The sequence below is a fragment of the Streptomyces shenzhenensis genome (assembly GCF_003688995.1).
Classification (GTDB): Bacteria; Actinomycetota; Actinomycetes; order Streptomycetales; family Streptomycetaceae; genus Streptomyces; species Streptomyces shenzhenensis_A.
Map to the genome: position 1 here is coordinate 1 of NZ_PENI01000035.1, position 24,586 is coordinate 24,586.

Consider the following 24,586-nt stretch of genomic DNA (forward strand, 5'->3'; position numbering starts at 1 on the left):
CCAGGATCAAACTCTCCGTGAATGCTTTCCCCGTAATCGGGGGCGACACATCACGAGAGCGGAACCACCGGAGGAATAACCCGATGGTCCACAGCGTCCTCGCTGTGTATTCTTCAAAGGAACCACGTCCCAGCCATAATGGCCGGAGACGGGGTATCAACATATCTGGCGTTGACTTTTGGCACGCTGTTGAGTTCTCAAGGAACGGACGCTTCCTTTGTACTCACCCTCTCGGGCTTTCCTCCGGGCGCTTCCCTTTCGGTGTTTCCGACTCTATCAGACCCTTTCGGTGTCCGATTCCCGGTCGGCGGGATCTGCCTTCCCGACCCGCTGGGCCGTTCCGACGAGTGAGACTTTAGCGGATTCCTGGCCCCCGAGCTAATCGGGGTCCTGCGCCTTTCGAACGCGGATTCCTCATTTCGCAAATACGCACACCGAAGCAGTCGGCGAATCGCCGATGAGCCGAGTGGTACCTGCGGAATGGCTGTCCGGGGACCGACCGAGGTCGGCGCTCACGTCGGACAACTCGGAGAACACTACGTATCCGTTCGGGGCGTGTCAACTCACGTCCTGGGGGCGCCCCGGAGACGTATGCTCAGGGACGTGATGACGCGTACGTGCACCCAGCAGTGGTGGGCCGCCTGACGGCGGCCGTACTCGCGTATGCATCCAACGGCCGCCGCCCCGGCGGCCGTTCTCGTATCTCCCTGCAGAACCTCTGAGGGCCGGCCGACCGGAGCGGTGGTCCCGACCAGAAGGTGGAGAGGGAATGGCACGGGTCTTCAGTGGGATCAAGCCGACCGGGCACCTGACGCTGGGCAACTACCTGGGAGCCATGCGGCGGTGGGCCGATGTGGACCAGCACCGGTCCGACGCCCTGTTCTGCATCGTCGATCTGCACGCGCTGACCGTGGACCACGACCCTGCGCGGGTGCGTCGGCTCAGCCGGCAGGGGGCGACGCTGTTGCTGGCCTCCGGGCTGGATCCGGAGCTGTGCACCGTGTTCGTGCAGAGCCACGTCGGAGAGCACACCCGGCTGTCGTACGTGCTGGAGTGCGTGGCGACCGACGGTGAGATGCGGCGGATGATCCAGTACAAGGAGAAGTCCGTGCGGGAGCGCGCGCGGGGCGGGAGCGTGCGGCTGTCGCTGCTGACGTATCCGGCGCTGATGGCGGCGGACATCCTGGCGTACGGGGCCGACGAGGTGCCCGTCGGGGACGACCAGACGCAGCATGTGGAGCTGACGCGGGATCTCGCGGTGCGGTTCAACCAGCGGTACGGGCACACGTTCGTGGTGCCGAGGGCCACGCCCCCGGCGGTCGCCGCCAGGGTGATGAACCTCCAGGACCCGACGTCGAAGATGGGGAAGTCGGACGACTCCGGGCCGGGCATCGTCTATCTGCTCGACGAGCCGGATGTGGTGCGCAAGAAGGTGATGCGGGCCGTGACCGACAGCGGGCAGGACGTCGTGTACGACCGGGAGGCACGGCCGGGGGTGGCGAATCTGCTGGAGATCCTGGCGGCGTGCACGGGTGGGAACCCGGCGGCCTTGGGCGGTGTGTACGAGTCGTACGGCGCCTTGAAGAAGGACACCGCAGAGGCCGTGGTCGAGGTTCTCAGGCCCGTACAGGCCAGGCACAAGGAGTTGTGCGCGGATCCTGTGTATGTGGAGGGGGTGCTGCGGGACGGTGCGGAGAAGGCACGGGCCATGGCCCGGCCGACGGTCGATGCTGCCTACCGGGCGATCGGGCTGCTGGAACCCGTCCCGGAGCCGGTGCTGAACGCGGCCCGGTAGGTCCGCGGACCGGTGGCGGGGCGCGGTGCGGGTGCCGACGCGTCGTGGCCCCGCCGCCGAGGCGGGGCTCGGCGGGGTCAGTCCTTCTTGCCGGAGGCCAGCTCGCGGCTGCGGTCGCGGGCGGCTTCGAGGGCGGCGATGAGGGCGGCTCGCACGCCGTGGTTCTCCAGCTCGCGGATGGCGTTGATGGTGGTGCCGGCCGGCGAGGTGACGTTCTCGCGGAGCTTGACGGGGTGCTCTCCGCTGTCGCGGAGCATCACGGCGGCGCCGATCGCGGACTGGACGATGAGTTCATGGGCCTTGTCCCGGGGCAGGCCGAGGAGGATGCCCGCGTCGGTCATGGCTTCGACCAGGTAGAAGAAGTACGCCGGGCCGGAGCCGGAGAGGGCGGTGCAGGCGTCCTGCTGGGACTCGGGGACGCGGAGGGTCTTGCCGACCGCGCCGAAGATCTCCTCGGCGTGGGCGAGATGTCCGGCGGTGGCGTGCGTGCCGCCGGAGATGACGGACATGGCCTCGTCGACGAGGGCGGGGGTGTTCGTCATGACACGGACGACGGGGGTGCCCGCGGCCAGGCGCTCCTCGAAGAAGGAGGTGGGGATGCCGGCCGCGCCGCTGATGATCAGACGGTCGGCGGGGACGTGCGGGACGAGTTCGTCCAGGAGGGTGCCCATGTCCTGCGGCTTGACCGTGAGGATGAGGGTGTCGGCGGTCTTGGCTGCCTCGGGGTTGGTGACCGGGGTGACCCCGTAGCGCGCGCGGAGCTCCTCGGCCCGCTCGGGGCGGCGGGCGGTGACGAGCAGGTCGGCGGGGGCCCAGCCGGCTCGGATCATTCCGCTGAGCAGGGCTTCGCCGATCTTGCCGGTGCCGAGGACTGCGACTTTGTGGGTCATGGTGCGGGTGCCCTCCGGGGGTGCGTCGTCCGGGGTACATCCTCGCACCGGGGGTCCGGGGTGTGCGGTGTTGTCCGCTGGACGGACGTCCGGCTGTCGGGTCACACCGTGCGGCGCCGCAGGGTGGCCGCGCCCAGGGCCAGGACCAGCGCCGCGCAGCCCGCCACGACGAGCACGTCCCGGACGAACGTGCCGGTCATGTCGGTGTGGTGGAGGACCTCGTTCATGCCGTCGACCGCGTAGGACATCGGCAGGACGTCGGAGATGCCCGCGAGGACGGGGTGCATGGTGGAGCGGGGTGCGAAGAGACCGCAGAGGAGGAGCTGGGGGAAGATCACCGCCGGCATGAACTGGACGGCCTGGAACTCCGAGGCGGCGAAGGCCGAGACGAACAGGCCGAGGGCGGTGCCGAGCAGGGCGTCGAGGAGGGCGACCAGCAGGAGCAGCCAGGGCGAGCCGTTGATGTCCAGGCCGAGGAACCAGACCGCGAGGCCGGTGGCCAGTGCCGACTGGACGATGGCGAGGGCGCCGAAGGCGAGGGCGTAGCCGGCGATGAGGTCGCCCTTGCCGAGGGGCAGGGCGAGGAGGCGTTCGAGGGTGCCCGAGGTGCGTTCGCGCAGGGTGGCGATGGACGTGACCAGGAACATCGTGATGAGCGGGAAGATGCCCAGGAGCGAGGCGCCGATGGTGTCGAAGGTGCGCGGGCTGCCGTCGAAGACATAGCGCAGCAGAAGCAGCATCACGCAGGGGATGAGGAGCAACAGCGCGATGGTGCGCGGGTCGTGGCGCAGCTGGCGCAGGACCCGGGTCGCGGTGGCCGTGGCGCGGGAGAGGTTCAGGGCCCTGGTGGCGGCGGGTGCGGTGGTCGTGCTCATCGGGTCGTCTCCTTGGTGCGGCCGGCCGCGGCCGCCTCGTCCACGAGGTGCAGGAAGGCCGCCTCGACGGTGTCCGTTCCGGTGCGGGTGCGGAGGGCTTCGGGGGTCTCTCCACCGGCCTCCGGCCGGGAGGTGCCCCCGGCGAGGATCTCGCCGTCGCGCATGAGCAGCAGGCGGTGGCAGCGCTCGGCCTCGTCCATGACATGGGAGGAGACGAGCAGGGTGGCCCCGCGGGTGGCCGCGATGTCGTGGAAGAGGGCCCACAGGTCGCGGCGCAGGACGGGGTCGAGGCCGACGGTGGGTTCGTCGAGGACCAGCAGTTCGGGGGTGCCGAGCAGGGCCACGGCGAGGGAGACGCGGCTGCGCTGGCCGCCGGAGAGGTTTCCGGCGAGGGCGTCGGCGTGGCTGGTGAGGTCGACGTCGGTGATGGCCCGGGTGACGTCGTCGTGGCGGCGTGCGGCGGCGGACCGGCCGGGGTTGAGGATCGCCGCGAAGTAGTCGAGGTTCTGCCGGACCGTCAGGTCGTCGTAGACGGAGGGGTGCTGGGTGACATAGCCGATACGGGTGCGCAGGGTGGGGTGGCCTGCGGGGCTGCCGAGGACGTCGAGGGTGCCGGTGACCTTGGCCTGGGTGCCGACGATCGCGCGCATCAGCGTGGATTTGCCGCATCCCGAGGGGCCGAGCAGGCCGGTGATCCGGCCGCGCTGGACGGTGAAGCGGAGGTTGCGCAGGACGGTGCGGGGGCCACGTTCGACGGTCAGGGCGGCGGCGTGTACGGCGGGGGTTTCGGGCATGCCCGGAGGGCCGGGAGCATTATTCATCACACGATGAATAATGCTCCCGGCGCCGAGGGGCGTCAAGGGCCGCTAGGCGTTGCGTGCGACCAGCAGCTCCACGTCGTAGACCTCCTCCACGGTGCCGTCGGGGAAGGCGGCCAGGAGACGGGTCCGCTCCTCGGCGAGGAAGGCGATGGCGCGCTCCTCGCCGTGCGTCAGGAAGATCGAGTGGCTGCCGATGTTGGCCAGGTGGGTGTCGAGGGGGACGCGGCGGCTCCAACGAACCGAGCGGTGGGCGAAGTCGAGGCGGCCGCTGGGGTCGGCGAGTGCGGTGCGGACGCCGTTGCCGTTCTTGGCCACGACCCCGTCGCGGCCGAAGTGGCGCTCGATGCGGTCCGTCTGGGCGTCGATCCAGGGGATGTCGAGTGCGCTGGTGTTCCACCACAGCGCGAGGGCTCCGCCGGGGCGCAGCACCCGCAGCGCCTCCGGCACCGACCGGGCGGGGTCGGTCCAGTGCCAGGCCTGGGCGTAGGTGATCAGGTCGGCGCCGGCGTCGGCCAGGGGCAGGGCGTTGCCGTTGCCCCGGACGATCGGGACGTCGGGGAGGCCGCGGCGGAACTCGGCCGCCATGCCGTCACCGGGTTCCACCGCGACCACGTCGGCGCCGCGGGCGCGCAGGAGCGCGGTCGCGATGCCGGTACCGGCGCCGACGTCCACGACCCGGGCGCCGGCGAGGGGGCGGGCGGCCAGTTCCTCGATGGTGTCGAAGAGGGCGGGCGGATAGGAGGGCCGGTTCGCTCCGTACTGCGCAGCTGCGGCATTGAAGGAGTGGGCCCGGCTGGCACCGGTGGGCGGGGGCGTAGTGGTCATACGGCCATGGTCCTGCGCCCGAACCGGTGAGCGACAGCGGAATCCGACACGAAGCCGCTCCGCTCAGCACCCCTGCACCCGCTCCGGGCCGGCGCAGTCGATCACCCGCTAGCGGTGGCGTTTCTTTTTTGCGGGGTTGCCTGTGCGGCGGGTGGTGCGGTGTTCGTGCCGGGTGCGGGCCTTCTCGTATTCCGCGCGGTGGAGCTTCTCGCCGGGGGCCTCGATCAGGGAGCGGAAGAAGTACGCGAGGAGGGAGCCGACGAAGCCGATGGCCAGCAGGCCGCGCAGGGAGGCCTGGCGGTCGGGGTCGGGGTGCCTGCCGAAGCGGTCCCAGGTGTTGCGGAAGGCCAGCGCGCTGCAGATCGCGAACATCACCACGACCAGCACGTTCACGAAGGAGCCCGTGTCGGCGATCTGCAGGCCCTGGTAGGCGAAGCGGAGGATCAGGCAGGAGACGGCCGCCGCCGCGAGCGAGCCCACGGCCACGCCGGCCCGGCGGGCCGCGTAGCCGTCGTCGTGGTGCACCCAGGACGTGCCGAAGAAGCGGAGGGGCTCGGGGCGGGGGCCCATCGGCCCGCCGGTGGAGCCCGCGGGGGTGTCCGGGGTGCCGGGTTCGTCGCTCACGGGACGATTATGGCGCCGCGGGTCCGCGGGCTCCGGGGCGGGTCAGGAGCAGCGCGAGGCCACGTAGCCGTCGCTGCCCGTGTACACATAGGCGTCGGAGACGTACTCGCCGTTGTCGATGTTGTCCCAGATCTTCGAGGTGCCGTACGGGCCGGTGACCGTCGTGCCCGGTGTCTGGCAGAAGATCGGGACGCGGGAGCCGGCCGGGAGGACCCGGACGATGCCGTAGTTGGTGCCGGGGCCGCTGCGGACGTTCAGCCGCACGCCGGGGGCGACCGGATAGGTGCTCGCGGTGGCCGCCACCGTGACGGCCGCGGCTTCGGCCTCGACCCCGCTCGCGGTCGCTTCGGCTGCTTTCGTGTCGTTCATCTCTTTTGTGCCGTCAGTTTCTTCTGTCGCTTCCACACGGTCGCCAGACATGAGTAGACCTCCCCCCGTCAGATCCCATGACCGCCATGGGGTCCCGTTGATTCCCCTGATTCGAGCCACGAAACACCCGTGCGCGAATCGCACGCGGAGGCTAGCAAGCCGCCTCTGCCTCGTACGAGTCATCGACTAGGCTCCGAGCGTCGCGCGCGCGGACGAACAGCACGGGGGTGGTTCCATGGCGCCACAGAGGAACACCGGAGCGGGCGCGGAAGCGGAACTTCCCGAGTACGCCGGTCATTACCGCCTGGAGGCACGCCTCGGGGCGGGCGGCATGGGCGTGGTGCACCTCGCCCGCAGCACCTCGGGGCTGAAGCTCGCCGTGAAGGTCGTACACGCGGAGTTCGCCAAGGACCGCGAGTTCAGGGGGCGTTTCCGGCAGGAGGTGGCCGCCGCCCGGCGGGTGAGCGGTGCCTTCACCGCGCCGGTCGTCGACGCCGATCCGGAGGCCGCGCGGCCCTGGATGGCCACGCTGTACATCCCCGGGCCGACGCTCGCCGATCATGTGAAGCGGAACGGCCCCATGGAGCCTGCGCAGTTGCGCAGGCTGATGGCCGGGCTCGCGGAGGCGCTGCGCGACATCCATCGGGTCGGGGTGGTGCACCGCGATCTGAAGCCGAGCAACGTCCTGCTCGCCGAGGACGGACCGAAGGTCATCGACTTCGGGATCTCTCGGCCGAAAGACAGCGAACTGCGCACCGAGACCGGCAAGCTGATAGGCACGCCGCCCTTCATGGCGCCCGAGCAGTTCCGGCGGCCCCGCGAAGTCGGGCCGGCCGCCGACATCTTCACGCTGGGGTCGGTGCTGGTGCACGCGGCGACCGGGCGCGGCCCGTTCGACTCGGACAGCCCGTATGTCGTGGCCTACCAGGTCGTCCACGACGAACCGGATGTGACCGGAGTGCCGGAGGACCTCGCCCCGCTGGTGCTGCGCTGCCTCGCCAAGGAGCCGGAGGGCCGGCCGACGCCCGACGAGCTGATGCGGGAGCTGCGGTCGGTGGCCGCCTCGTACGACACGCAGGCGTTCATACCGCCTCAGCGGGCGCACGGGAACGACCAGCGGACGGACGGCCCGGATCCGACCCCCGATCCGGGCGGTTCCTGGGGTCCGCGGACGGGCGCGCCGCAGGAACCCGAGCGGGCCGCGCGGGCGCCCCGGGGACCGCGGGCGTGGCTCGGCAGGCGGGCGGCGCTCGTGGGCGGTTCGCTCACCCTTGCCCTGTGCGGTGTGCTCGCGTCGGTGCTGTGGCTCGGCGGCGATCCGCCCGCGCCGGTGGGCGCCGCGGCCCGGAACACTGCGGCGCCGGGGTTCCAGGCATGGCACGCCGAGCCGGTCGGCGAGGGCTCCGGGATGCCCCGGTGCGCCTACGGCGGCGACAAGGTGCTGTGCTTCCGCTCCGGCCTGGCCTACGCCCTCGACCCGGCGGACGGTTCCCTGCTGTGGCGGCGCTCCGTCGCCGGGGAGCGGACGAGCGCCGCGCCGGGCCTGTCGGGCGGGCTCCTGCAGTTGCCGACGAGCGGGGGCGAGCGGGTGGAGGCGGTCGACCCGGCCTCCGGTACGACGCGCTGGAAGCGGGAGGTGCCGGGGCAGGCGGCGCGCTTCGCCGGCGGGATGCTCCTCGTCACGGACGCCGACGGTTCGCTCACCGGCGTGGACGGCCTGACGGGTGACACCAGGTGGACCCGGCGGATCTTCGGTGCCCACACGCCGGCCCTGGCCTGGTTCGCGGGGGACGCGTCGGCGTACGCGACCAGTTCCGCGGACGGGACGCACACGCGCGTGACGGCCGTGGATCCGGTGACGGGCGCCGAGCGCTGGCACGCGCGGCTGGCGGGGAACCTGAAGCCCGTCGGCAGTCAGGGCGGCTCCCTGTTCCTGCTGTCCGTGGACAGCGCCAGCGGCCAGACGGACGAGGTGGTGCGCTACACGCCGGCCTCGGGGACCGAGCGGCGGGTGCCGCTGCCGGTGCCGCGTCTGGCTCCGCAGGCCGCCGTGCGCGGCGACGTCGTCTACCTGCTGTCCAGCGGCGGTGCGCTGGAGGCGGTCGACGTGGCCGGCGGCAAGCGGCGGTGGCTGCTCGAGACGTCCGTGAGCCGTGGCTCGGCGCCGGTCGCCGACGGCAGGCAGGTGTACGTCAGCGCCGCCGACGGACGGCTGCTCGCGGTCGACGCCCGCGACGGCCGGCTGGTGGGGCAGACCCCGGCGCGGCTCGGCGCCAACTCGGACGAGGTCACGGCCGTGCTCCCGGCCCCCCTGCTCGTGGACGGCCGTCTCTACGCCGGTGCCCCCGACGGCACGGTCTTCGCGGTGGCCGCGCGCGATCCCGAGACCTGGTGACATGCGGCGGGGCCGCCCCCGTCGGAGGCGGCCCCGGAGCGTGCGGGGGACTCAGCCCAGCTTGCTGACGTCCCGGACGGCGCCCTTGTCGGCGCTGGTCGCCATCGCCGCGTACGCCCGCAGGGCCGACGAGACCTTGCGGTCGCGGTCCTTCGGGGCGTGGACGCCGTTCAGCGCCTGCTCACGGCGTGCCAGCTCGGCCTCGTCGACGAGCAGCTCGATGCTGCGGTTCGGGATGTCGATGCGGATCCGGTCGCCGTCCTGGACCAGCGCGATGGTGCCGCCGGACGCGGCCTCGGGGGACGCGTGGCCGATGGACAGGCCGGAGGTGCCGCCGGAGAAGCGGCCGTCGGTGATCAGTGCGCAGGACTTGCCCAGGCCGCGGCCCTTGAGGAAGGACGTCGGGTAGAGCATCTCCTGCATGCCGGGGCCGCCCTTGGGGCCCTCGTAGCGGATGACGACGACATCGCCCTCGGTGACCTGTTTGCCCAGGATCTTCTCGACGGCCTCCTCCTGCGACTCGCAGACCACCGCCGGGCCCTCGAAGGTCCAGATGGACTCGTCGACGCCGGCCGTCTTCACCACGCAGCCGTCGACGGCCAGGTTGCCGCGCAGGACGGCCAGGCCGCCGTCCTTGGAGTAGGCGTGCTCGGCGGAGCGGATGCAGCCGTTCTCGGCGTCCTCGTCCAGCGCCGCCCAGCGCTCCGACTGGGAGAAGGCCTCCGCCGAGCGGACGCAGCCGGGGGCCGCGTGCCACAGCTCCACGGCCGCCGCGGACGGCGAGCCGCCGCGCACGTCCCAGGTCTTCAGCCAGTCCGCCAGGGACGGGCTGTGGACCGCGTGCACGTCCTCGTTGAGCAGGCCCGCCCGGTGCAGCTCGCCGAGCAGGGCGGGGATGCCGCCGGCGCGGTGCACGTCCTCCATGTAGTACGTGCGGCCCTTGGCGACGTTGGGCGCGACCTTCGCCAGGCAGGGCACCCGGCGGGAGACGGCGTCGATCTGCTCCAGACCGAACGGGACGCCCGCCTCCTGGGCCGCCGCCAGCAGGTGCAGGATCGTGTTGGTCGAGCCGCCCATCGCGATGTCCAGGGCCATCGCGTTCTCGAAGGCGGCGAACGACACGATGCTGCGGGGCAGGACCGTCTCGTCGTCCTGCTCGTAGTAGCGGCGGGTGATGTCCATCACCGTGCGGGCCGCGTCCTCGTAGAGGCTGCGGCGGGCCGTGTGCGTGGCCAGGACCGAGCCGTTGCCGGGCAGGGACAGGCCGATCGCCTCGGTGAGGCAGTTCATCGAGTTGGCGGTGAACATGCCGGAGCAGGAGCCGCAGGTCGGACAGGCGTTCTCCTCGATGCGGAGGATGTCCTCGTCGGAGACCTTGTCGTTGGCTGCCTCGGCGATCGCGTCGATCAGGTCCAGCGTGCGGACCGTGCCGTCGACCAGGGTGGCCCGGCCGGCCTCCATCGGGCCGCCGGAGACGAAGACCGTGGGGATGTTCAGGCGCAACGCGGCCATCAGCATGCCCGGGGTGATCTTGTCGCAGTTGGAGATGCAGACCAGGGCGTCGGCGCAGTGCGCCTCGACCATGTACTCCACGCTGTCCGCGATCAGGTCGCGGGAGGGCAGGGAGTACAGCATGCCGCCGTGGCCCATCGCGATGCCGTCGTCGACGGCGATGGTGTTGAACTCGCGCGGGATGCCGCCCGCCTCCCGGATCGCCTCGCTGACGATCCGGCCGACCGGCTGCAGATGGGTGTGGCCGGGCACGAACTCGGTGAAGCTGTTGGCGACCGCGATGACCGGCTTCCGGCCGATGTCCGCACCGGGTACACCGGAGGCGCGCATAAGGGCGCGGGCGCCCGCCATGTTGCGGCCGTGGGTGACTGTGCGGGACCTCAGCTCGGGCATCGTCGCTCGCTCCTTCGAAGACCTTCTGGCAGAGAGTTCTGACTCGTCGAGCGTACGCCGGTCATCCAGGGACCGGGACGGAGTGTCCGGAATGCGGGATCCGCGTCTCGGAGGCCCGGACCGCCGACGATTCCGCGTCCCGGCGGCCGGCCCGGGAAGCCGGAACCACCGCGGGCACTCACGCCCCGGTGAGATGCCCCTGTACCACCGGCGCCGCCCGCGCGATGATCTGCTCCAGATCGGCCGAGGCCATCGGCTCCATCTTGATCACGTACCGCAGCATGACGCACCCCATCAGCTGCGCGGCCGCCAGTTCGGCGCGCAACTCGGCGTCCGGCGGCTCCAATTGTCCCGCGATGCGGCGCAGCAGCTGGCTCGCGATCAGGCGGCGCAGGACAGCGGCCGCGGTCTCGTTGTTGACGGCGGAGCGCACGATCGCCAGCAGGGGCGCCCGGGTGGTGGGGTTCTCCCAGATGCCGAAGAAGAACCGGGTCAGCCGCTCGCCGATGCCGTCGAGCGGGCCGGCGCCCACGGCGTCCGGGGCGTGCAGCGCGGGCGCGAAGGCGACCGCGACGGCCGCCTCGAAGACCTGTTCCTTGGTGCCGAAGTAGTGGTGGACGAGGGCCGAGTCCACGCCGGCCGCCTTCGCGATGCCGCGTACGGAGGTCTTCTCGTAGCCGCGCTCGGAGAACTCCTCGCGGGCCACGGTCAGGATGCGGTCGCGGGTGTCGCCCGACTCGGTGCGCGGGGGCCGGCCGCGGCGGCGGGCGGGTGCGCCCTCCCGGTCCGGGGTGGTGCCGCTCACGGTCGGGGCACCTTCACCGCTGAGGCGAGGTGGAGCCGGGTGAAGGCCAGCGCCTCCGCCAGGTCCGCCTCGCGTTCGGCACTGGACATGGCACGCCGGGTGTTGACCTCGATGACGACGTGGCCGTCGTAGCCGCCCTGCGCGAGCCGTTCCAGCAGTTCGGCGCAGGGCTGGCTGCCACGGCCGGGGACCAGGTGCTCGTCCTTGCCCGATCCCCTGCCGTCGGCGAGATGGACATGGCCCAGGCGGGCGCCCATCCGGTCGATCATCTGCAGCGCGTCCGTGCGGGCGGTGGCCGTGTGGCTGAGGTCGATCGTGAAGTGGCGGTAGTCGTCCTTGGTGACGTCCCAGTCGGGGGCGTACGCGAGCATCTCGCGGTCGCGGTAGCGCCAGGGGTACATGTTCTCGACGGCGAACCGTACGTCCGTCTCGTTCGCCATCCGCCAGACTCCATCGACGAAGTCACGGGCGTACTGCCGCTGCCAGCGGAACGGCGGGTGGACGACGACCGTCCCGGCGCCGAGCCGCTCGGCGGCGGCGCGGGCGCGCTGGAGCTTGACCCAGGGGTCCGTGGACCACACCCGCTGGGTGATCAGCAGGCAGGGGGCGTGCACCGCCAGGATCGGGATGCGGTGGTAGTCGGACAGCCGCCGCAGCGCCTCGATGTCCTGGCTGACCGGGTCCGTCCACACCATGACCTCGACGCCGTCGTATCCGAGGCGTGCGGCGATCTCGAAGGCCGTCGCCGTCGACTCCGGGTAGACGGAGGCCGTGGACAGGGCGACCTTCGCATCCGGGATGCGGACGGGGACGTCCCTTGCTTCAGCCACGAAGGACAGGGTACGGGGGTACACGGTGGCATCGGTCCGGGGGCCGGACGCCCTGTGGGCCGTTCCGGCCGTTCCTCGCGGGCCGGTGCGGGCCGCCGGTGACCCGTCCCACACGTCCGCTCGCGGACGCGGGACGCTCACGGCGATCCCATGTGGTCCAGGCGGCGCAGGATCACGCCCTCCCGCAGCGCCCACGGGCAGACCTCCAGGTTCTTCACGCCGAACAGGTCCATCGCGCCCTCCGCGACCAGGGCGCCGGCGAGCAGCTGGCCGGAGCGGCCCTCGGAGACGCCGGGGAGCCCGGAGCGCTGCTCGGCGGACATGCCGGCCAGCCGCGGCACCCATGCCTCCAGGGACTCCCGCTTCAGCTCGCGCTGGACGTACAGGCCCTCGGCGGACCGCGCGGCGCCCGCGATCCGGGCCAGCTGTTTGAAGGTCTTGGAGGTGGCGACCACGTGGTCGGGCGATCCGAAGCGGCTGAACTCCCCCACCGTGCGGGCGATCTCGGCCCGTACGTGCCGGCGCAGGGCCCTTATCGCCTCGGGGGCCGGCGGATCGACGGGCAGCCAGCCGGCGGTCAGCCGGCCCGCGCCGAGCGGGAGCGAGGCGGCCGCGTCGGGTTCCTCGTCGATGCCGTAGGCGATCTCCAGGGAGCCGCCGCCGATGTCCAGGACCAGCAGCTTGCCGGCCGACCAGCCGAACCAGCGGCGGGCGGCGAGAAAGGTGAGCCGGGCCTCCTCGGCGCCGGTGAGCACCTGCAGTTCGATGCCGGTCTCGGCCTGCACGCGCGCGAGGACGTCGTCGGCGTTGCTGGCCTCGCGCACGGCGGAGGTGGCGAAGGTCAACAGATCCTCGACGCCCTTGTCCTCGGCTGCCTGGAGGGCGTCGTGGACGACGCCGATCAGCCGGTCGACCCCGTCGGGGCCGATCGCCCCGTCCATGTCCAGGAGTTCGGCGAGCCGCAGCTCCGCCTTGTGCGAATGCGCGGGCAGCGGGCGCGCGCCCGGGTGCGCATCCACCACCAGCAGATGCACCGTGTTCGATCCAACGTCCAGGACACCGAGTCTCATGCACGGAACGCTACTGCCACCTGGACTGTCGCCCGTCCACGGAGCGGGCTGGGGCGACATACCCTGGACGCGTGCCAAAGACGAAAAAGGCGAAGGACCACAAGGCCGCCGAATCCGCCCACGATTCTTCGCAGGTGAATTCATTGAAGAAGGCGAAGAAGGCGAAGCAGGCGGCAAAGGGCCCGGAAGCCGACGAGAAGGGGCTCGACTTCGCGCGCGCGTGGGTGGAGTTTCCCGATCCGGCGGACGACGAGCAGGTCTTCCGGTGCGATCTGACCTGGCTGACCTCTCGGTGGAACTGCATCTTCGGCAGTGGCTGCCAGGGCATCCAGGCGGGCCGCGCGGACGACGGATGCTGCACGCTGGGCGCGCACTTCTCCGACGAGGACGACGAGAAGCGGGTCGCCGAGCATGTGGCGCGACTCACGCCGGAGATCTGGCAGCACCACGACGAGGGCACGGAGCACGGCTGGGTCGCGGAGGACGACGAGGGCTCCCGGCAGACCCGCCCGTACCAGGGGTCGTGCATCTTCCAGAACCGGCCCGGCTTCCCGGGCGGCGCGGGCTGCTCGCTGCACATCCTCGCCCTGAAGGAGGGCCGCGAGCCGCTGGAGACCAAACCGGACGTGTGCTGGCAGCTGCCGATCCGGCGGACGTACGACTGGATCGACCGCCCCGACGACACGCGGATCCTCCAGGTGTCGATCGGCGAGTACGACCGCCGGGGCTGGGGGCCGGGCGGGCACGATCTGCACTGGTGGTGCACGTCGGCGACCTCGGCGCACGGCGCGGGCGACCCGGTGTACGTCTCCTACCGGGCCGAGCTGACCGAGCTGATGGGCAAGGCCGGCTACGACCGGCTGGTCGAGCTGTGCGAGGAGCGGCTGGCGTCGCGCCTGCCCCTGCTGGCCCCCCACCCGGCGGACCCGACGGACTGACCCGCGGTCGCCCCCGCCGGCGCAGCCCATGAACGCCCTCGGCAGCCGCGGCGGGCTCCCGGGAGCACCCCGCACACTCCCCGACCGCGCACGCCCCGGGGTGGGGCTAGGGTCTTTCGTTTGGATCAGGCCGGATCAGGGAGCGGGGTCTGGTGCCGTGGATCGCAAGGCGGAGGAGGGCGGCAGGGCGGAGCCCTGACAACCGACGACAACGCCGCGAGGCGCGGTGCCAGGGCCCGCGAGCCCGGCATGATCCAAACGAGAGGCCCTAGCTGTCCGAGGGGGTCGGGCTCGAGGGGTCGGTGGGGGACGGGGTCTCGGACGGAGGATCGGACGGAGGCGGGTCCGACACGGGCGGCGTCGGGTCGGTCGGCGTGGGCGAGGGGCTGGCCGGCGGGTCGCTGGGGGCCGTCGTGGTGGGTGTCGGGTCCGGTGTGCCGTCGCTGGGCGGACCGCCCGGGTCGGAGGGGCGGGTGGGGGCGGTGCCGTACCCCCGGATCGTGACCACGGCGCCCGCGGGTGCCACCGCCACCTGCGCGGACCAGGACCCGGACGGCTCGCGCAGAGGATCGACGAACACCTTGACCGTCAACGATTCGCCCGGCCGCAGCGTTCCTGAGGAGCGGCTGAGGTAGAGCCACTCGGCCCCGGTGGACGCCGACCAGCGGACCGGCGAGGGGCCGGACGCGGTCAGGGTGACGAGGGTGGTCTGGCCGCTGGTGCGGGCGGACACCGCGAGGTGCCCCGCGCCCTTCTTCCCGGCCCCGGAGACGCTCATGACCTCCACGGAGACGTCGGGCGCCGCGCCGTCCTTCAGGAAACGGGCGCCGGGCCTGACGCCGGAGTTGCCGGTGTTCTCGTAGCCGTCGGCCGCGTCACCACGGAGCCCGCCGTGGTCCTGCGCCTCCTGGGAGGTGGCGGTGGGGCCGTCCGAGCCCTCGCTGTCCGGCGAGCCGCGGTAGGCGGCCCACAGGGCGAGTACGGGGGCCGCGACGACCGTGGCCACGACGGTCGTCGTGACGGCACGCGCGCGGAGCCGGTCGCGGCGGGCCGCCCGGTCCTTGGGGTCCGTCGGAAAGCCACGCCGGTCAAAGCGCGGCACGGCGGCGCCCCGCGCGCGCGGGCGGTGCGCCAGGGCCTGGCGGAGGGCCGCGCGCGGGGCCTCGATGACGGGCAGTTGGGCGGGCGTGGCGGCGGCGCCCGGCCAGCGGCCGGGCACCGCGCGCTCGGCGGTGCGGCGACAGCGCGGGCAGTCGTCGACATGCCGGACCAGCTCGCGCCGCACAGTGCTGCTGAGGACGAGCTGGTGGTCACCGGTGAGGCGGGCCACCCCGGGGCAGCCGCCGGTCTCCACTACGGCGAGCGCGGCGCGGGTGCGCTCCACCTCGCAGGCGGCGGAGGCGAGCAGGTCACGGGCGGCGGCGTGGTCCATGCCGAGGACGGCGGCGACCTCGTGGGCGGCGAGGTGGTGGCGGACGGCGAGTTCGAGCGCCTCGCGCTGCTCCGGGGTGGTCCCGGCGGCCTCCGGCCAGGCGAGCAGGGCAAGTTCGCGGCGCTGCTCCCGGGCCTCGTCGGTGAGCGCCGGGTCGCCGGCCTGCGCGTCGGGCTGCCGCCCGCCGTCGGCGCCTCCCCCGCTGCCGGACCGCTCTTCGGCGCCGGACCGCTCTTCGGCGCCGGACTGCCCTTCGGTGCCGGACCGGCCCGCCGCATGGGCGGCCTGCCGATTCTGCTTGGCCTCGGCCAGCTTGCGCAGGCATGCCCAGCGGGCCAGCGCGTACAGCCAGGCCCTGAGGTCATCGGCCGACTCCGGCCCCCGCTGGCCGCGCCGCTCGGCCAGCGCGAGCGCATCGCCGAGCGCCGCGATCGCCGTGTCGTGGTCGCACAGCACCGAGAGGCAGTAGGTGAACAGGCCGTCCAAGTGAGGCTCGTACTGCGGCGGCGTGCGCTGGGCCAGCGTGCGCGCCGCCGCGCGGTCACGCGCTTCCCTGTGCGCACGATGTGCGCCGGTGGTGCGGGTGGAGGTTTCCGGACTGCTGCTCATCACCTGTGCGACCGTAGGCGGCCGGGGAAGGGCCCTTCTTCCACCTTGAGCACTTTTAATCCGTACGGGTGAAACGATCCCTCATTCGGGGACAGGAACGTGCCATTCGGCGGGTATTTGCTGACGGTGCGTGGCCGGCCGCGGTGGTCCTGGCGGCGGTCCCTGCCCGCGCTGTCGGTGCCGGCCGTTACGGTTTCGTCCATGGCTGCCCGTACCAGGACCACCAAGGATCGCCCGTCCTACCGCTGCACGGAGTGCGGCTGGCAGACGGCCAAGTGGCTCGGCCGCTGCCCCGAGTGCCAGGCGTGGGGGACGATCGAGGAGTACGGCGCGCCCGCGGTGCGGACGACGACGCCGGGGCGCGTCACCAGCTCCGCGCTGCCCATCGGCCAGGTCGACGGCCGGCAGGCCACCGCCCGCACGACCGGCGTGCCCGAGCTGGACCGGGTGCTCGGCGGCGGCCTGGTGCCCGGCGCGGTGGTGCTGCTCGCGGGTGAGCCCGGTGTCGGCAAGTCCACGCTCCTGCTCGACGTGGCCGCCAAGTCGGCGAGCGAGGAGCACCGCACCCTCTATGTCACGGGCGAGGAGTCGGCGAGCCAGGTGCGGCTGCGCGCTGACCGCATCAAGGCCATCGACGACCATCTGTACCTGGCCGCCGAGACGGATCTGGCCGCCGTCCTCGGTCACTTGGACGCGGTCAAGCCGTCCCTGCTGATCCTCGACTCCGTGCAGACGGTCGCCTCCCCCGAGATCGACGGGGCGCCCGGCGGCATGGCCCAGGTGCGGGAGGTCGCCGGGGCCCTGATCCGCGCCTCCAAGGAGCGCGGGATGTCCACGCTGCTGGTGGGCCATGTCACCAAGGACGGCGCGATCGCGGGTCCGCGGCTGCTGGAGCACCTCGTGGACGTGGTGCTCCACTTCGAGGGCGACCGGCACGCGCGCCTGCGCCTGGTGCGCGGGGTCAAGAACCGGTACGGCGCGACGGACGAGGTGGGCTGCTTCGAGCTGCACGACGAGGGCATCACGGGCCTCGCCGATCCGAGCGGGCTGTTCCTGACCCGGCGCGCCGAACCGGTCCCCGGCACCTGTCTGACCGTGACCCTGGAGGGCCGCCGGCCGCTGGTCGCCGAGGTGCAGGCGCTGACGGTCGACTCGCAGATCCCCTCCCCGCGGCGTACGACGTCCGGCCTGGAGACCTCCCGGGTGTCGATGATGCTGGCGGTGCTGGAGCAGCGCGGCCGGATCAGCGCGCTCGGCAAGCGGGACATCTACTCCGCGACGGTCGGCGGGGTGAAGCTCTCCGAGCCCGCCGCCGACCTCGCCGTCGCCCTTGCCCTGGCCTCGGCCGCGAGCGACACCCCGCTGCCGAAGAACCTCGTCGCGATCGGCGAGGTGGGGCTGGCGGGCGAGGTCCGGCGGGTGACGGGTGTGCAGCGCAGACTCGCCGAGGCGCACCGTCTGGGCTTCACGCACGCGCTCGTGCCGGGGGACCCGGGCAAGATCCCTCCCGGCATGAAGGTCCTGGAAGTGGCCGACATAGGGGACGCGCTCAGAGTGCTTCCGCGCTCCCGTCGCCGGGACGCCCCACGGGACGCGGAGGACCGCCGGTAGACTTTGCCCTGGTCTCGCCCGTCCGTACGAACGTCGTGCGGGAACGGGGGCGCCCCAGAACCTGCGACCGGAGGAGTGCAGTGGCAGCCAACGACCGGGCAGCAGCTCCCGGAAAGTCCGGTGGGAGTGCCGGTTCCGATGGCCTGATGCGCGCCTCGCTGAGCGCCGTGGCACCCGGTACGGGCCTGCGTGACGGCCTGGAGCGGGTGCTGCGCGGCAACACCGGCGGACTGATCGTGCTGGGCTGCGACAAGACCGTCGAGACGATGTGCACGGGCGGTTTCGTGCTGGACGTGGAGTTCACCGCGACCCGGCTGCGCGAGCTGTGCAAGCTCGACGGCGGCATCGTGATCTCCTCCGATCTGTCGAAGATCCTGCGGGCGGGTGTCCAGCTGGTCCCGGACCCGACGATCCCGACGGAGGAGACCGGCACCCGGCACCGCACGGCGGACCGGGTCTCGAAGCAGGTGGGCTTCCCGGTGGTCTCGGTGTCCCAGTCGATGCGTCTGATCGCCCTGTACGTCGACGGGCAGCGCCGGGTCCTGGAGGACTCGGCGGCGATCCTCTCCCGCGCCAACCAGGCGCTCGCCACCCTGGAGCGCTACAAGCTGCGCCTGGACGAGGTCGCGGGCACGCTGTCGGCGCTGGAGATCGAGGACCTGGTGACGGTCCGCGATGTGTCGGCGGTCGCACAGCGCCTGGAGATGGTGCGCCGCATCGCCACCGAAATCGCCGAATACGTGGTCGAACTGGGCACCGACGGGCGGCTGCTCGCCCTCCAGCTGGACGAGTTGATCGCGGGCGTGGAGCCCGAGCGCGAGCTGGTGGTCCGGGACTATGTGCCGGAGCCGACGGCGAAGCGTTCCCGCACGGTGGACGAGGCGCTGTCCGAACTGGACGCGCTCAGCCACGCCGAGCTCCTCGAACTCCCCACGGTGGCCCGGGCCCTTGGCTACACCGGCTCGCCCGAGGCCCTCGACTCCGCGGTGTCGCCGCGCGGCTTCCGCCTCCTGGCCAAGGTGCCGCGGCTCCCCGGCGCGATCATCGACCGCCTCGTGGAGCACTTCGGCGGTCTGCAGAAGCTCCTCGCCGCGAGCGTCGACGACCTCCAGACGGTGGACGGCGTCGGCGAGGCCCGGGCCCGCAGCGTCCGCGAGGGCCTGTCCCGCCTGGCGGAGTCCTCGATCCTCGAACGCTACGTCTGACCGCCCCCGACCCGGCCCACCCCTCCTCAGTCCGCCGTCAGGACGAAGGACGTCTGGGTCTTTCCGAAGCCGGCGGTTTCGGCTTCCACCAAGTAGGTGCCGGGGGCGGCCGAGCCGGACCGGGGCGTGGCGCACTCGGGGGCGCTCGGCCTGCGGTCCCACTTCACGGTGTAGGTGATGCTGCTGCCGGCAGGGACCCGGTACACCAGGCTCCCCGCGCCCTTCGGGCAGTCGGCGGACGACCAGTAGACGTCGCTGCCGTCCGCGGGCGTGATGGCCAACACGGCCTTCTTCGGGCCGAGATCGACCTTGCAGTCCCCGGACGAAGAATTCTTCGCCGTGAGTTCGAAGCTGGGCGTCTGCCCGGGCGCGTACGAGTTGTGCAGGCTGCGCAGGCTCAACGTCACGGCTCCGGGCGTGCAGTTGGACAGCCCGGAGGACGCGGGGAGCGTGGGACCCGCACCGGTACCGCCACTGCCCGAGCCGTCGCCCGCCTCCGTACCGGATCCCGTGGAGTCGCCGCCCTCCGGCCCGGCCGAGCCGGCCGAGCCGTCGGGGCCGTCGGAGCCGTCAGCGGCGCCGCCGTCGCCCGCCCCGGTGCCGCCGCCGTCCGATCCCCCGCCGCCCGATTCCTCGCGTCCACCGGGGCGTTGGCTTATGGCGGACCCGGAGGGCGACGGCCCCGGCGTGATCGTGGACACCGGGTCCTTGCCGTTGGACCCGTCGGCGCTCTTCTTCCCGGCCCCGCCACCCGAGGTCACGATCCAGGTGATCAGCAGCGCCAGCAGGGCGACCACCGACAGCAGAACGACCCTCCGGCGCCAGTAGATGGAGGAGGGAAGCGGCCCGATCGGATTGCGCAGAGATCCCACGGCGCAAACTGTACGAGAGATCGGCGCGCTTGCTTGCGCCACCCGCCGCCAGGGTCCAACTTTTCCGGATCATCATCCCGGTAACTGCCGTCAGGAGGAGCGCCCTTCCCCCGCCACGCGCCCCGGCCCGGCTGCGGCTCGAACCACGTCAGCCCCACCCGTGGCAGGATCGGAAGGGCCATGACTGAGAAGCTCCACGCCCCCGTGATCGCCTGGTTCGACGCCCATGCCCGCGACCTCCCCTGGCGCCGCCCGGAGGCGGGCCCGTGGGGCGTGATGGTCAGCGAGTTCATGCTCCAGCAGACGCCGGTCAACCGCGTACTGCCGGTCTACGAGCACTGGCTGGCCCGCTGGCCGCGCCCCGCCGACCTGGCCGAGGAGGCCCCCGGCGAGGCCGTCCGCGCCTGGGGCCGGCTCGGCTACCCGCGCCGCGCCCTGCGGCTGCACGGCGCCGCGGTCGCCATAACGGAACGGCACGGCGGCGACGTGCCGACGGAGCACGCGCAGCTGCTCGCGCTGCCCGGCATCGGCGAGTACACGGCGGCGGCGGTGGCCTCGTTCGCGTACGGACAGCGGCACGCGGTGCTCGACACCAATGTGCGCCGGGTCTTCGCGCGGGCGGTCACGGGCGTCCAGTACCCGCCGAACGCCACCACGGCCGCCGAGCGCAGGCTGGCCCGCGAGCTGCTGCCCGAGGAGGAGCGGACCGCCGCCCGCTGGGCCGCCGCCTCCATGGAGCTGGGCGCGCTGGTGTGCACGGCGAAGAACGAGCTGTGCCAGCACTGCCCGATCTCCGACCAGTGCGCCTGGCGGCTGGCTGGCAAGCCGGAGCACGAGGGTCCGCCGCGCCGCGGTCAGACGTACGCCGGAACCGACCGTCAGGTGCGCGGCAAGCTGCTCGCCGTGCTGCGCGACGCGCACGCCCCCGTGCCGCAGGCCGCCCTCGACCGGGTGTGGCACGAGCCGGTGCAGCGCGCCCGGGCACTGGACGGGCTCGTCGCGGACGGTCTGGTGGAGCCGCTGGCGGGCGGCCGTTATCGGCTTCCGCTGAGCTGACGTACAGCCACGTCACAGCCCCGGTGGCCCGGTTACGGACCATCAGGGCCGACAAAAAGCACCAAATCAGGACAGAAGGACCGCCCCCTTTACCCCGTCCCTACTTCCGTTACACAACCGACGGACAGCCGAGTGCCATCCGCAGGCTGCTCCGCACAGCCCCGTGACAACCGCTCCGTACCTTCATTTCTGTGCCCGGCAGACCACGGGACCACGGCAACGACAGGCGCGGGGCCGAAGCAGAACGGGGAACGGAGGCGGTTGAAATGGCGCAGGGCGAGGTGCTCGAATTCGAGGAGTACGTCCGCACCCGGCAGGACGCGCTGCTGCGCAGCGCCCGCCGACTGGTTCCGGACCCGGTGGACGCCCAGGACCTGCTCCAGACGGCGCTCGTGCGGACGTACGGCCGCTGGGACGGCATCGCGGACAAGCGGCTCGCCGACGCCTATCTGCGCCGGGTGATGATCAACACGCGGACCGAGTGGTGGCGGGCCCGGAAGCTGGAGGAGGTCCCCACCGAGCAGCTGCCGGACGCGTGCGTGGACGACGCCACCGAGCAGCACGCCGACCGCGCGCTCCTCATGGACATCATGAAGGTGCTGGCTCCGAAGCAGCGCAGTGTCGTGGTGCTGCGACACTGGGAGCAGATGTCCACGGAGGAGACGGCCGCCGCCCTCGGCATGTCGGCCGGAACAGTCAAGAGCACGCTGCACCGGGCGCTCGCCCGGCTCCGCGAGGAGCTGGAGGCGCGCGATCTGGACGCACGCGCGCTGGAGCGTGAGGAGCGGGAGCGTTGCGCGGCCTGATGGGCGCCGGGCTCAGTGCCCGAGGGAGTACGCAGGCGGTGATCACGGCGGTGTCCGTGCTCGCCGCCCTCGCCCTTTTCGCCGCCTGCGCCACCGGCGGCACCGGCGCCCGTGACGAGGGGCCGGCGCACGCCGACTCGGTCACCGGCGCGGCGGCCTCCCCCGCGCCCAGCCCATCCGACAGCTACCAGCGGGTGAACGCGGTCACTCTCGTCAAGGACGACCCGAAGGTCTCACCCGCGGTCAAACGGGACCTCAAGCCGTGCGCCGCCGATGAGTACCCGGTCGACGTGTCCTACGGCAGCCTGACCGGATCGGCCGTCGACGACGTCGTGGTCAACGTGCTGACCTGCGGCGACGCGGTGGGGGTCGGCTCGTATGTGTACCGCAGCGAGGGCGGCAGGTACCAGAACGTCTTCAGGGCGGAGGAGTCCCCCGTCTACGCGGAGATCGACCGCGGCGATCTGATGGTGACCAAGCAGGTGTACGAGAAGGGCGACCCGGTCTCGAACCCGTCCGGCGAGAACGTGATCACCTACGCCTGGACCGCGGGCCGCTTCGTCGAGGAGTCCTCGCACCACACCGACTACGGCAACGCGGCCGGCGGCGTGGCGTCACCGGTGCCGGAACCGACAGAGGCACTGGACCACTGACGGCGAGCGCGGTCAACCCAGCACACGACACCGACGTCACAAGGGTGACGGCACGAGAGAATCACACGAGGACTGAGAGCACCGGGATGGCAGACCAGACCCACGTTCTGTTCGTCGAGGACGACGACGTCATCCGTGAGGCCACCCAACTCGCCCTGGAGCGGGACGGCTTCGCGGTCACCGCGATGCCCGACGGGCTGTCGGGGCTGGAGGCGTTCCGGGCCAGGCGCCCCGACATCGCGCTGCTGGACGTCATGGTCCCGGGGCTGGACGGGGTGAGCCTGTGCCGGCGCATCCGCGACGAGTCGACCGTCCCGGTGATCATGCTGTCGGCGCGCGCGGACTCCATCGACGTCGTGCTGGGCCTGGAGGCGGGCGCCGACGACTATGTGACCAAGCCCTTCGACGGCGCCGTGCTGGTCGCCCGCATCCGCGCGGTACTGCGCCGCTTCGGGCACGCCGGCGGGGCCACGCAGGCCGAGGACCCCGGCGCGGCGGTCTCCGGCGGCGTGCTGACCTTCGGCGAACTGGAGATCGACACCGTGGGCATGGAAGTGCGCCGGGACGGCCGGCCGGTGGCGCTCACCCCGACCGAGATGCGGCTGCTCCTGGAGTTCTCCTCCGCGCCGGGCACGGTGCTCTCGCGCGACAAGCTGCTGGAGCGCGTGTGGGACTACGGCTGGGGCGGGGACACCCGGGTCGTCGACGTCCATGTGCAGCGGCTGCGGACGAAGATCGGCCAGGACCGGATCGAGACGGTCCGCGGCTTCGGCTACAAGCTGAAGGCCTGAGCGGGGCGGCGGCATGGGGCAGTTCATGTGGCGTCAGATCTGCGGAAAGGTGCTGCCGGCCGGCATCCGCACGGGAGTCCGCTGGAAGCTGAGCGCGGCCATCGCGCTAGTCGGCGCGCTCGTGGCGATCGCGCTCAGCCTGGTCGTGCACAACGCGGCCCGGGTCTCGATGCTGGACAACGCGCGCGACCTGGCCGACGAGCGGGTGCAGATCGCCCAGCGCAACTACGAGCTGTCCGGGCGGCCCAACTTCCCCAGCATCAAGATCGACGACCCGGAGCTGCCGACCGAGCTGCGGGACAAGGTCGGGCAGGGGCGCCGGGCGACGTTCGTCTCCGACCACGGCGGCCAGGTGCCGGACATCTGGGCCGCGGTCCCGGTCAAGGACGGGCATGTGCTGTCGCTGCACACCCACTTCACCGACCGCAGCACGGACGTGATGAAGGACCTCGACCAGGCCCTGGTCATCGGCTCGATCGCGGTCGTCCTCGGCGGCAGCGCGCTCGGCGTGCTCATCGGCGGGCAACTGTCGCGGCGGCTGCGGAAGGCGGCGGCGGCCGCGAACCAGGTCGCCAAGGGCGAGCCCGACGTCCGGGTGCGGGACGCCATCGGCGGTGTCGTACGGGACGAGACCGACGATCTCGCGCGTGCGGTGGACGCCATGGCGGACGCGCTCCAGCAGCGGCTGGAGGCCGAGCGCCGGGTCACCGCCGATATCGCGCACGAACTGCGCACCCCGGTGACCGGGCTGCTGACCGCCGCCGAGCTGCTGCCGCCGGGCCGGCCCACCGAGCTGGTCCTGGACCGGGCCAAGGCGATGCGCACGCTCGTCGAGGACGTGCTGGAGGTGGCCCGGCTCGACAGCGCCTCCGAGCGGGCCGAGCTGCAGGACATCATGCTGGGCGAGTTCGTGGCCCGGCGGGTGGCCGCCAAGGACCCGGAGATCGCGGTGCGAGTGGTGCACGAGTCGGAGGTCACCACCGACCCGCGCCGCCTGGAGCGGGTGCTGTTCAACCTGCTCGCCAACGCCGCGCGGCACGGCAAGCCGCCCATCGAGGTCACCGTCGAGGGCCGCGTCATCCGCGTCCGCGACCACGGGCCCGGCTTCCCGGAGGAGCTGCTCGTCCATGGCCCGAGCCGCTTCCGCACCGGCAGCGAGGACCGCGCGGGCCAGGGCCACGGCCTGGGCCTGACCATCGCCGCCGGCCAGGCCCGGGTGCTGGGCGCCCGGCTGACCTTCCGCAATGTCCGGCCCACGGGCACACCGGAGTACGTCCCGGCGGAGGGCGCGGTGGCCGTCCTGTGGCTGCCGGAACACGCCCCGACGAACACGGGCAGCTATCCGATGCTGCCGTAGCGCTCCGCGCGAACCGGAGACCGACGGTGCCCGGCCCGACCGCCCTCTCACC

General features: G+C 72.3%; 22 protein-coding genes. 10 read left to right on the plus strand and 12 right to left on the minus strand.

The genetic code is table 11. The features are described from left to right. Positions 1 to 769: 769 nt before the first annotated feature. The gene (gene trpS / locus CTZ28_RS37070; RefSeq protein ID WP_121894143.1) at positions 770 to 1,795 is read left to right on the plus strand and encodes a tryptophan--tRNA ligase; all 1,026 of its coding nucleotides are present in this window, start codon (positions 770 to 772) and stop codon (positions 1,793 to 1,795) included. Positions 1,796 to 1,872: 77 nt separating this feature from the next. Here the strand turns inward: trpS and proC are convergent, their stop codons facing one another. The 6 genes from proC to CTZ28_RS37100 all read right to left on the minus strand — a co-directional run bounded on the left by proC (position 1,873) and on the right by CTZ28_RS37100 (position 6,199). Further along, on the minus strand, positions 1,873 to 2,685 hold the full coding sequence (gene proC, locus CTZ28_RS37075; RefSeq protein ID WP_121894144.1) for a pyrroline-5-carboxylate reductase: 813 nt from the start codon (positions 2,683 to 2,685) through the stop codon (positions 1,873 to 1,875). Between the two features lie 101 nt (positions 2,686 to 2,786). Then, on the minus strand, positions 2,787 to 3,560 hold the full coding sequence (locus CTZ28_RS37080; protein ID WP_121894145.1) for an ABC transporter permease: 774 nt from the start codon (positions 3,558 to 3,560) through the stop codon (positions 2,787 to 2,789). Next, positions 3,557 to 4,384: an ABC transporter ATP-binding protein gene (locus CTZ28_RS37085; protein WP_398657523.1), complete on the minus strand. Its 828-nt coding sequence runs from the start codon at positions 4,382 to 4,384 to the stop codon at positions 3,557 to 3,559. Before CTZ28_RS37085 ends, CTZ28_RS37080 begins: the two co-directional genes overlap by 4 nt. Positions 4,385 to 4,426: 42 nt before the next feature. Further along, on the minus strand, positions 4,427 to 5,206 hold the full coding sequence (locus CTZ28_RS37090) for a class I SAM-dependent methyltransferase (RefSeq protein ID WP_121894147.1): 780 nt from the start codon (positions 5,204 to 5,206) through the stop codon (positions 4,427 to 4,429). 108 nt (positions 5,207 to 5,314) lie between these two features. Next, complete coding sequence (locus tag CTZ28_RS37095) at positions 5,315 to 5,830, minus strand: EamA/RhaT family transporter (RefSeq protein ID WP_121894148.1); 516 nt, start codon at positions 5,828 to 5,830, stop codon at positions 5,315 to 5,317. A 42-nt stretch (positions 5,831 to 5,872) separates the two neighbouring features. Further along, on the minus strand, positions 5,873 to 6,199 hold the full coding sequence (locus CTZ28_RS37100; protein ID WP_121894149.1) for an SH3 domain-containing protein: 327 nt from the start codon (positions 6,197 to 6,199) through the stop codon (positions 5,873 to 5,875). 235 nt (positions 6,200 to 6,434) lie between these two features. Between CTZ28_RS37100 and CTZ28_RS37105 the strand changes: the two genes are divergently transcribed. Continuing rightward, the gene (locus tag CTZ28_RS37105; RefSeq protein WP_121894150.1) at positions 6,435 to 8,594 is read left to right on the plus strand and encodes an outer membrane protein assembly factor BamB family protein; all 2,160 of its coding nucleotides are present in this window, start codon (positions 6,435 to 6,437) and stop codon (positions 8,592 to 8,594) included. A gap of 51 nt (positions 8,595 to 8,645) precedes the next feature. Here the strand turns inward: CTZ28_RS37105 and ilvD are convergent, their stop codons facing one another. The 4 genes from ilvD to CTZ28_RS37125 form a co-directional block, all read right to left on the minus strand. After that, positions 8,646 to 10,499 carry a dihydroxy-acid dehydratase gene (gene ilvD / locus CTZ28_RS37110; RefSeq protein ID WP_121894151.1) on the minus strand — a complete coding sequence of 618 codons (1,854 nt, stop codon included), beginning with the start codon at positions 10,497 to 10,499 and terminating at the stop codon, positions 8,646 to 8,648. Between the two features lie 178 nt (positions 10,500 to 10,677). Continuing rightward, positions 10,678 to 11,304: a TetR/AcrR family transcriptional regulator gene (locus CTZ28_RS37115; RefSeq protein WP_121894152.1), complete on the minus strand. Its 627-nt coding sequence runs from the start codon at positions 11,302 to 11,304 to the stop codon at positions 10,678 to 10,680. Continuing rightward, entirely contained in the window at positions 11,301 to 12,134 is an 834-nt protein-coding gene (locus tag CTZ28_RS37120; RefSeq protein WP_121894235.1) for a sugar phosphate isomerase/epimerase family protein, read from the minus strand. Before CTZ28_RS37120 ends, CTZ28_RS37115 begins: the two co-directional genes overlap by 4 nt. 137 nt (positions 12,135 to 12,271) lie before the next feature. Beyond that, on the minus strand, positions 12,272 to 13,204 hold the full coding sequence (locus CTZ28_RS37125; protein ID WP_121894153.1) for a Ppx/GppA family phosphatase: 933 nt from the start codon (positions 13,202 to 13,204) through the stop codon (positions 12,272 to 12,274). 71 nt (positions 13,205 to 13,275) lie between these two features. Here CTZ28_RS37125 and CTZ28_RS37130 point away from each other — a divergent pair, with 71 nt between their 5' ends. Beyond that, the gene (locus CTZ28_RS37130) at positions 13,276 to 14,142 is read left to right on the plus strand and encodes a DUF3109 family protein (protein ID WP_183154782.1); all 867 of its coding nucleotides are present in this window, start codon (positions 13,276 to 13,278) and stop codon (positions 14,140 to 14,142) included. 268 nt (positions 14,143 to 14,410) lie between these two features. Here the strand turns inward: CTZ28_RS37130 and CTZ28_RS37135 are convergent, their stop codons facing one another. Continuing rightward, complete coding sequence (locus tag CTZ28_RS37135; RefSeq protein WP_121894155.1) at positions 14,411 to 16,186, minus strand: BACON domain-containing protein; 1,776 nt, start codon at positions 16,184 to 16,186, stop codon at positions 14,411 to 14,413. 198 nt (positions 16,187 to 16,384) lie between these two features. Here CTZ28_RS37135 and radA point away from each other — a divergent pair, with 198 nt between their 5' ends. Then, the gene (gene radA, locus CTZ28_RS37140) at positions 16,385 to 17,794 is read left to right on the plus strand and encodes a DNA repair protein RadA (RefSeq protein ID WP_121894156.1); all 1,410 of its coding nucleotides are present in this window, start codon (positions 16,385 to 16,387) and stop codon (positions 17,792 to 17,794) included. A gap of 80 nt (positions 17,795 to 17,874) precedes the next feature. Next, a complete protein-coding gene (gene disA / locus CTZ28_RS37145) occupies positions 17,875 to 18,999 on the plus strand; it encodes a DNA integrity scanning diadenylate cyclase DisA (protein ID WP_121894157.1) in 1,125 nt (374 codons plus the stop codon). 26 nt (positions 19,000 to 19,025) lie between these two features. Here the strand turns inward: disA and CTZ28_RS37150 are convergent, their stop codons facing one another. Next, positions 19,026 to 19,871, minus strand: coding sequence for a hypothetical protein (locus CTZ28_RS37150; protein ID WP_183154783.1), 846 nt, complete (start codon positions 19,869 to 19,871; stop codon positions 19,026 to 19,028). Positions 19,872 to 20,051: 180 nt separating this feature from the next. Between CTZ28_RS37150 and CTZ28_RS37155 the strand changes: the two genes are divergently transcribed. The 5 genes from CTZ28_RS37155 to cseC all read left to right on the plus strand — a co-directional run bounded on the left by CTZ28_RS37155 (position 20,052) and on the right by cseC (position 24,534). After that, entirely contained in the window at positions 20,052 to 20,927 is an 876-nt protein-coding gene (locus CTZ28_RS37155) for an HhH-GPD family protein (RefSeq protein WP_121894159.1), read from the plus strand. Between the two features lie 266 nt (positions 20,928 to 21,193). Further along, on the plus strand, positions 21,194 to 21,733 hold the full coding sequence (locus CTZ28_RS37160; RefSeq protein WP_121894160.1) for a SigE family RNA polymerase sigma factor: 540 nt from the start codon (positions 21,194 to 21,196) through the stop codon (positions 21,731 to 21,733). Beyond that, the gene (locus CTZ28_RS37165) at positions 21,721 to 22,386 is read left to right on the plus strand and encodes a hypothetical protein (RefSeq protein ID WP_398657531.1); all 666 of its coding nucleotides are present in this window, start codon (positions 21,721 to 21,723) and stop codon (positions 22,384 to 22,386) included. The genes CTZ28_RS37160 and CTZ28_RS37165 overlap by 13 nt, the downstream gene beginning before the upstream one ends. An 86-nt stretch (positions 22,387 to 22,472) precedes the next feature. Continuing rightward, entirely contained in the window at positions 22,473 to 23,177 is a 705-nt protein-coding gene (gene cseB / locus CTZ28_RS37170) for a two-component system response regulator CseB (RefSeq protein ID WP_121894161.1), read from the plus strand. 25 nt (positions 23,178 to 23,202) lie between these two features. After that, on the plus strand, positions 23,203 to 24,534 hold the full coding sequence (gene cseC, locus CTZ28_RS37175) for a two-component system sensor histidine kinase CseC (protein WP_183154789.1): 1,332 nt from the start codon (positions 23,203 to 23,205) through the stop codon (positions 24,532 to 24,534). Positions 24,535 to 24,586: the final 52 nt, after the last annotated feature.

Excerpts from the sequence above, each read along its gene's own strand:
- CTZ28_RS37090 (WP_121894147.1), bottom strand. The coding sequence starts at position 5,206 with ATGACCACTACGCCCCCGCCCACCGGTGCCAGCCGGGCCCACTCCTTC.
- trpS (WP_121894143.1), top strand. The coding sequence starts at position 770 with ATGGCACGGGTCTTCAGTGGGATCAAGCCGACCGGGCACCTGACGCTG.
- CTZ28_RS37100 (WP_121894149.1), bottom strand. The coding sequence starts at position 6,199 with ATGAACGACACGAAAGCAGCCGAAGCGACCGCGAGCGGGGTCGAGGCC.
- proC (WP_121894144.1), bottom strand. The coding sequence starts at position 2,685 with ATGACCCACAAAGTCGCAGTCCTCGGCACCGGCAAGATCGGCGAAGCC.
- CTZ28_RS37105 (WP_121894150.1), top strand. The coding sequence starts at position 6,435 with ATGGCGCCACAGAGGAACACCGGAGCGGGCGCGGAAGCGGAACTTCCC.
- cseC (WP_183154789.1), top strand. The coding sequence starts at position 23,203 with ATGTGGCGTCAGATCTGCGGAAAGGTGCTGCCGGCCGGCATCCGCACG.
- CTZ28_RS37125 (WP_121894153.1), bottom strand. The coding sequence starts at position 13,204 with ATGAGACTCGGTGTCCTGGACGTTGGATCGAACACGGTGCATCTGCTG.
- cseB (WP_121894161.1), top strand. The coding sequence starts at position 22,473 with ATGGCAGACCAGACCCACGTTCTGTTCGTCGAGGACGACGACGTCATC.
- CTZ28_RS37155 (WP_121894159.1), top strand. The coding sequence starts at position 20,052 with ATGACTGAGAAGCTCCACGCCCCCGTGATCGCCTGGTTCGACGCCCAT.
- ilvD (WP_121894151.1), bottom strand. The coding sequence starts at position 10,499 with ATGCCCGAGCTGAGGTCCCGCACAGTCACCCACGGCCGCAACATGGCG.
- radA (WP_121894156.1), top strand. The coding sequence starts at position 16,385 with ATGGCTGCCCGTACCAGGACCACCAAGGATCGCCCGTCCTACCGCTGC.
- CTZ28_RS37160 (WP_121894160.1), top strand. The coding sequence starts at position 21,194 with ATGGCGCAGGGCGAGGTGCTCGAATTCGAGGAGTACGTCCGCACCCGG.
- CTZ28_RS37080 (WP_121894145.1), bottom strand. The coding sequence starts at position 3,560 with ATGAGCACGACCACCGCACCCGCCGCCACCAGGGCCCTGAACCTCTCC.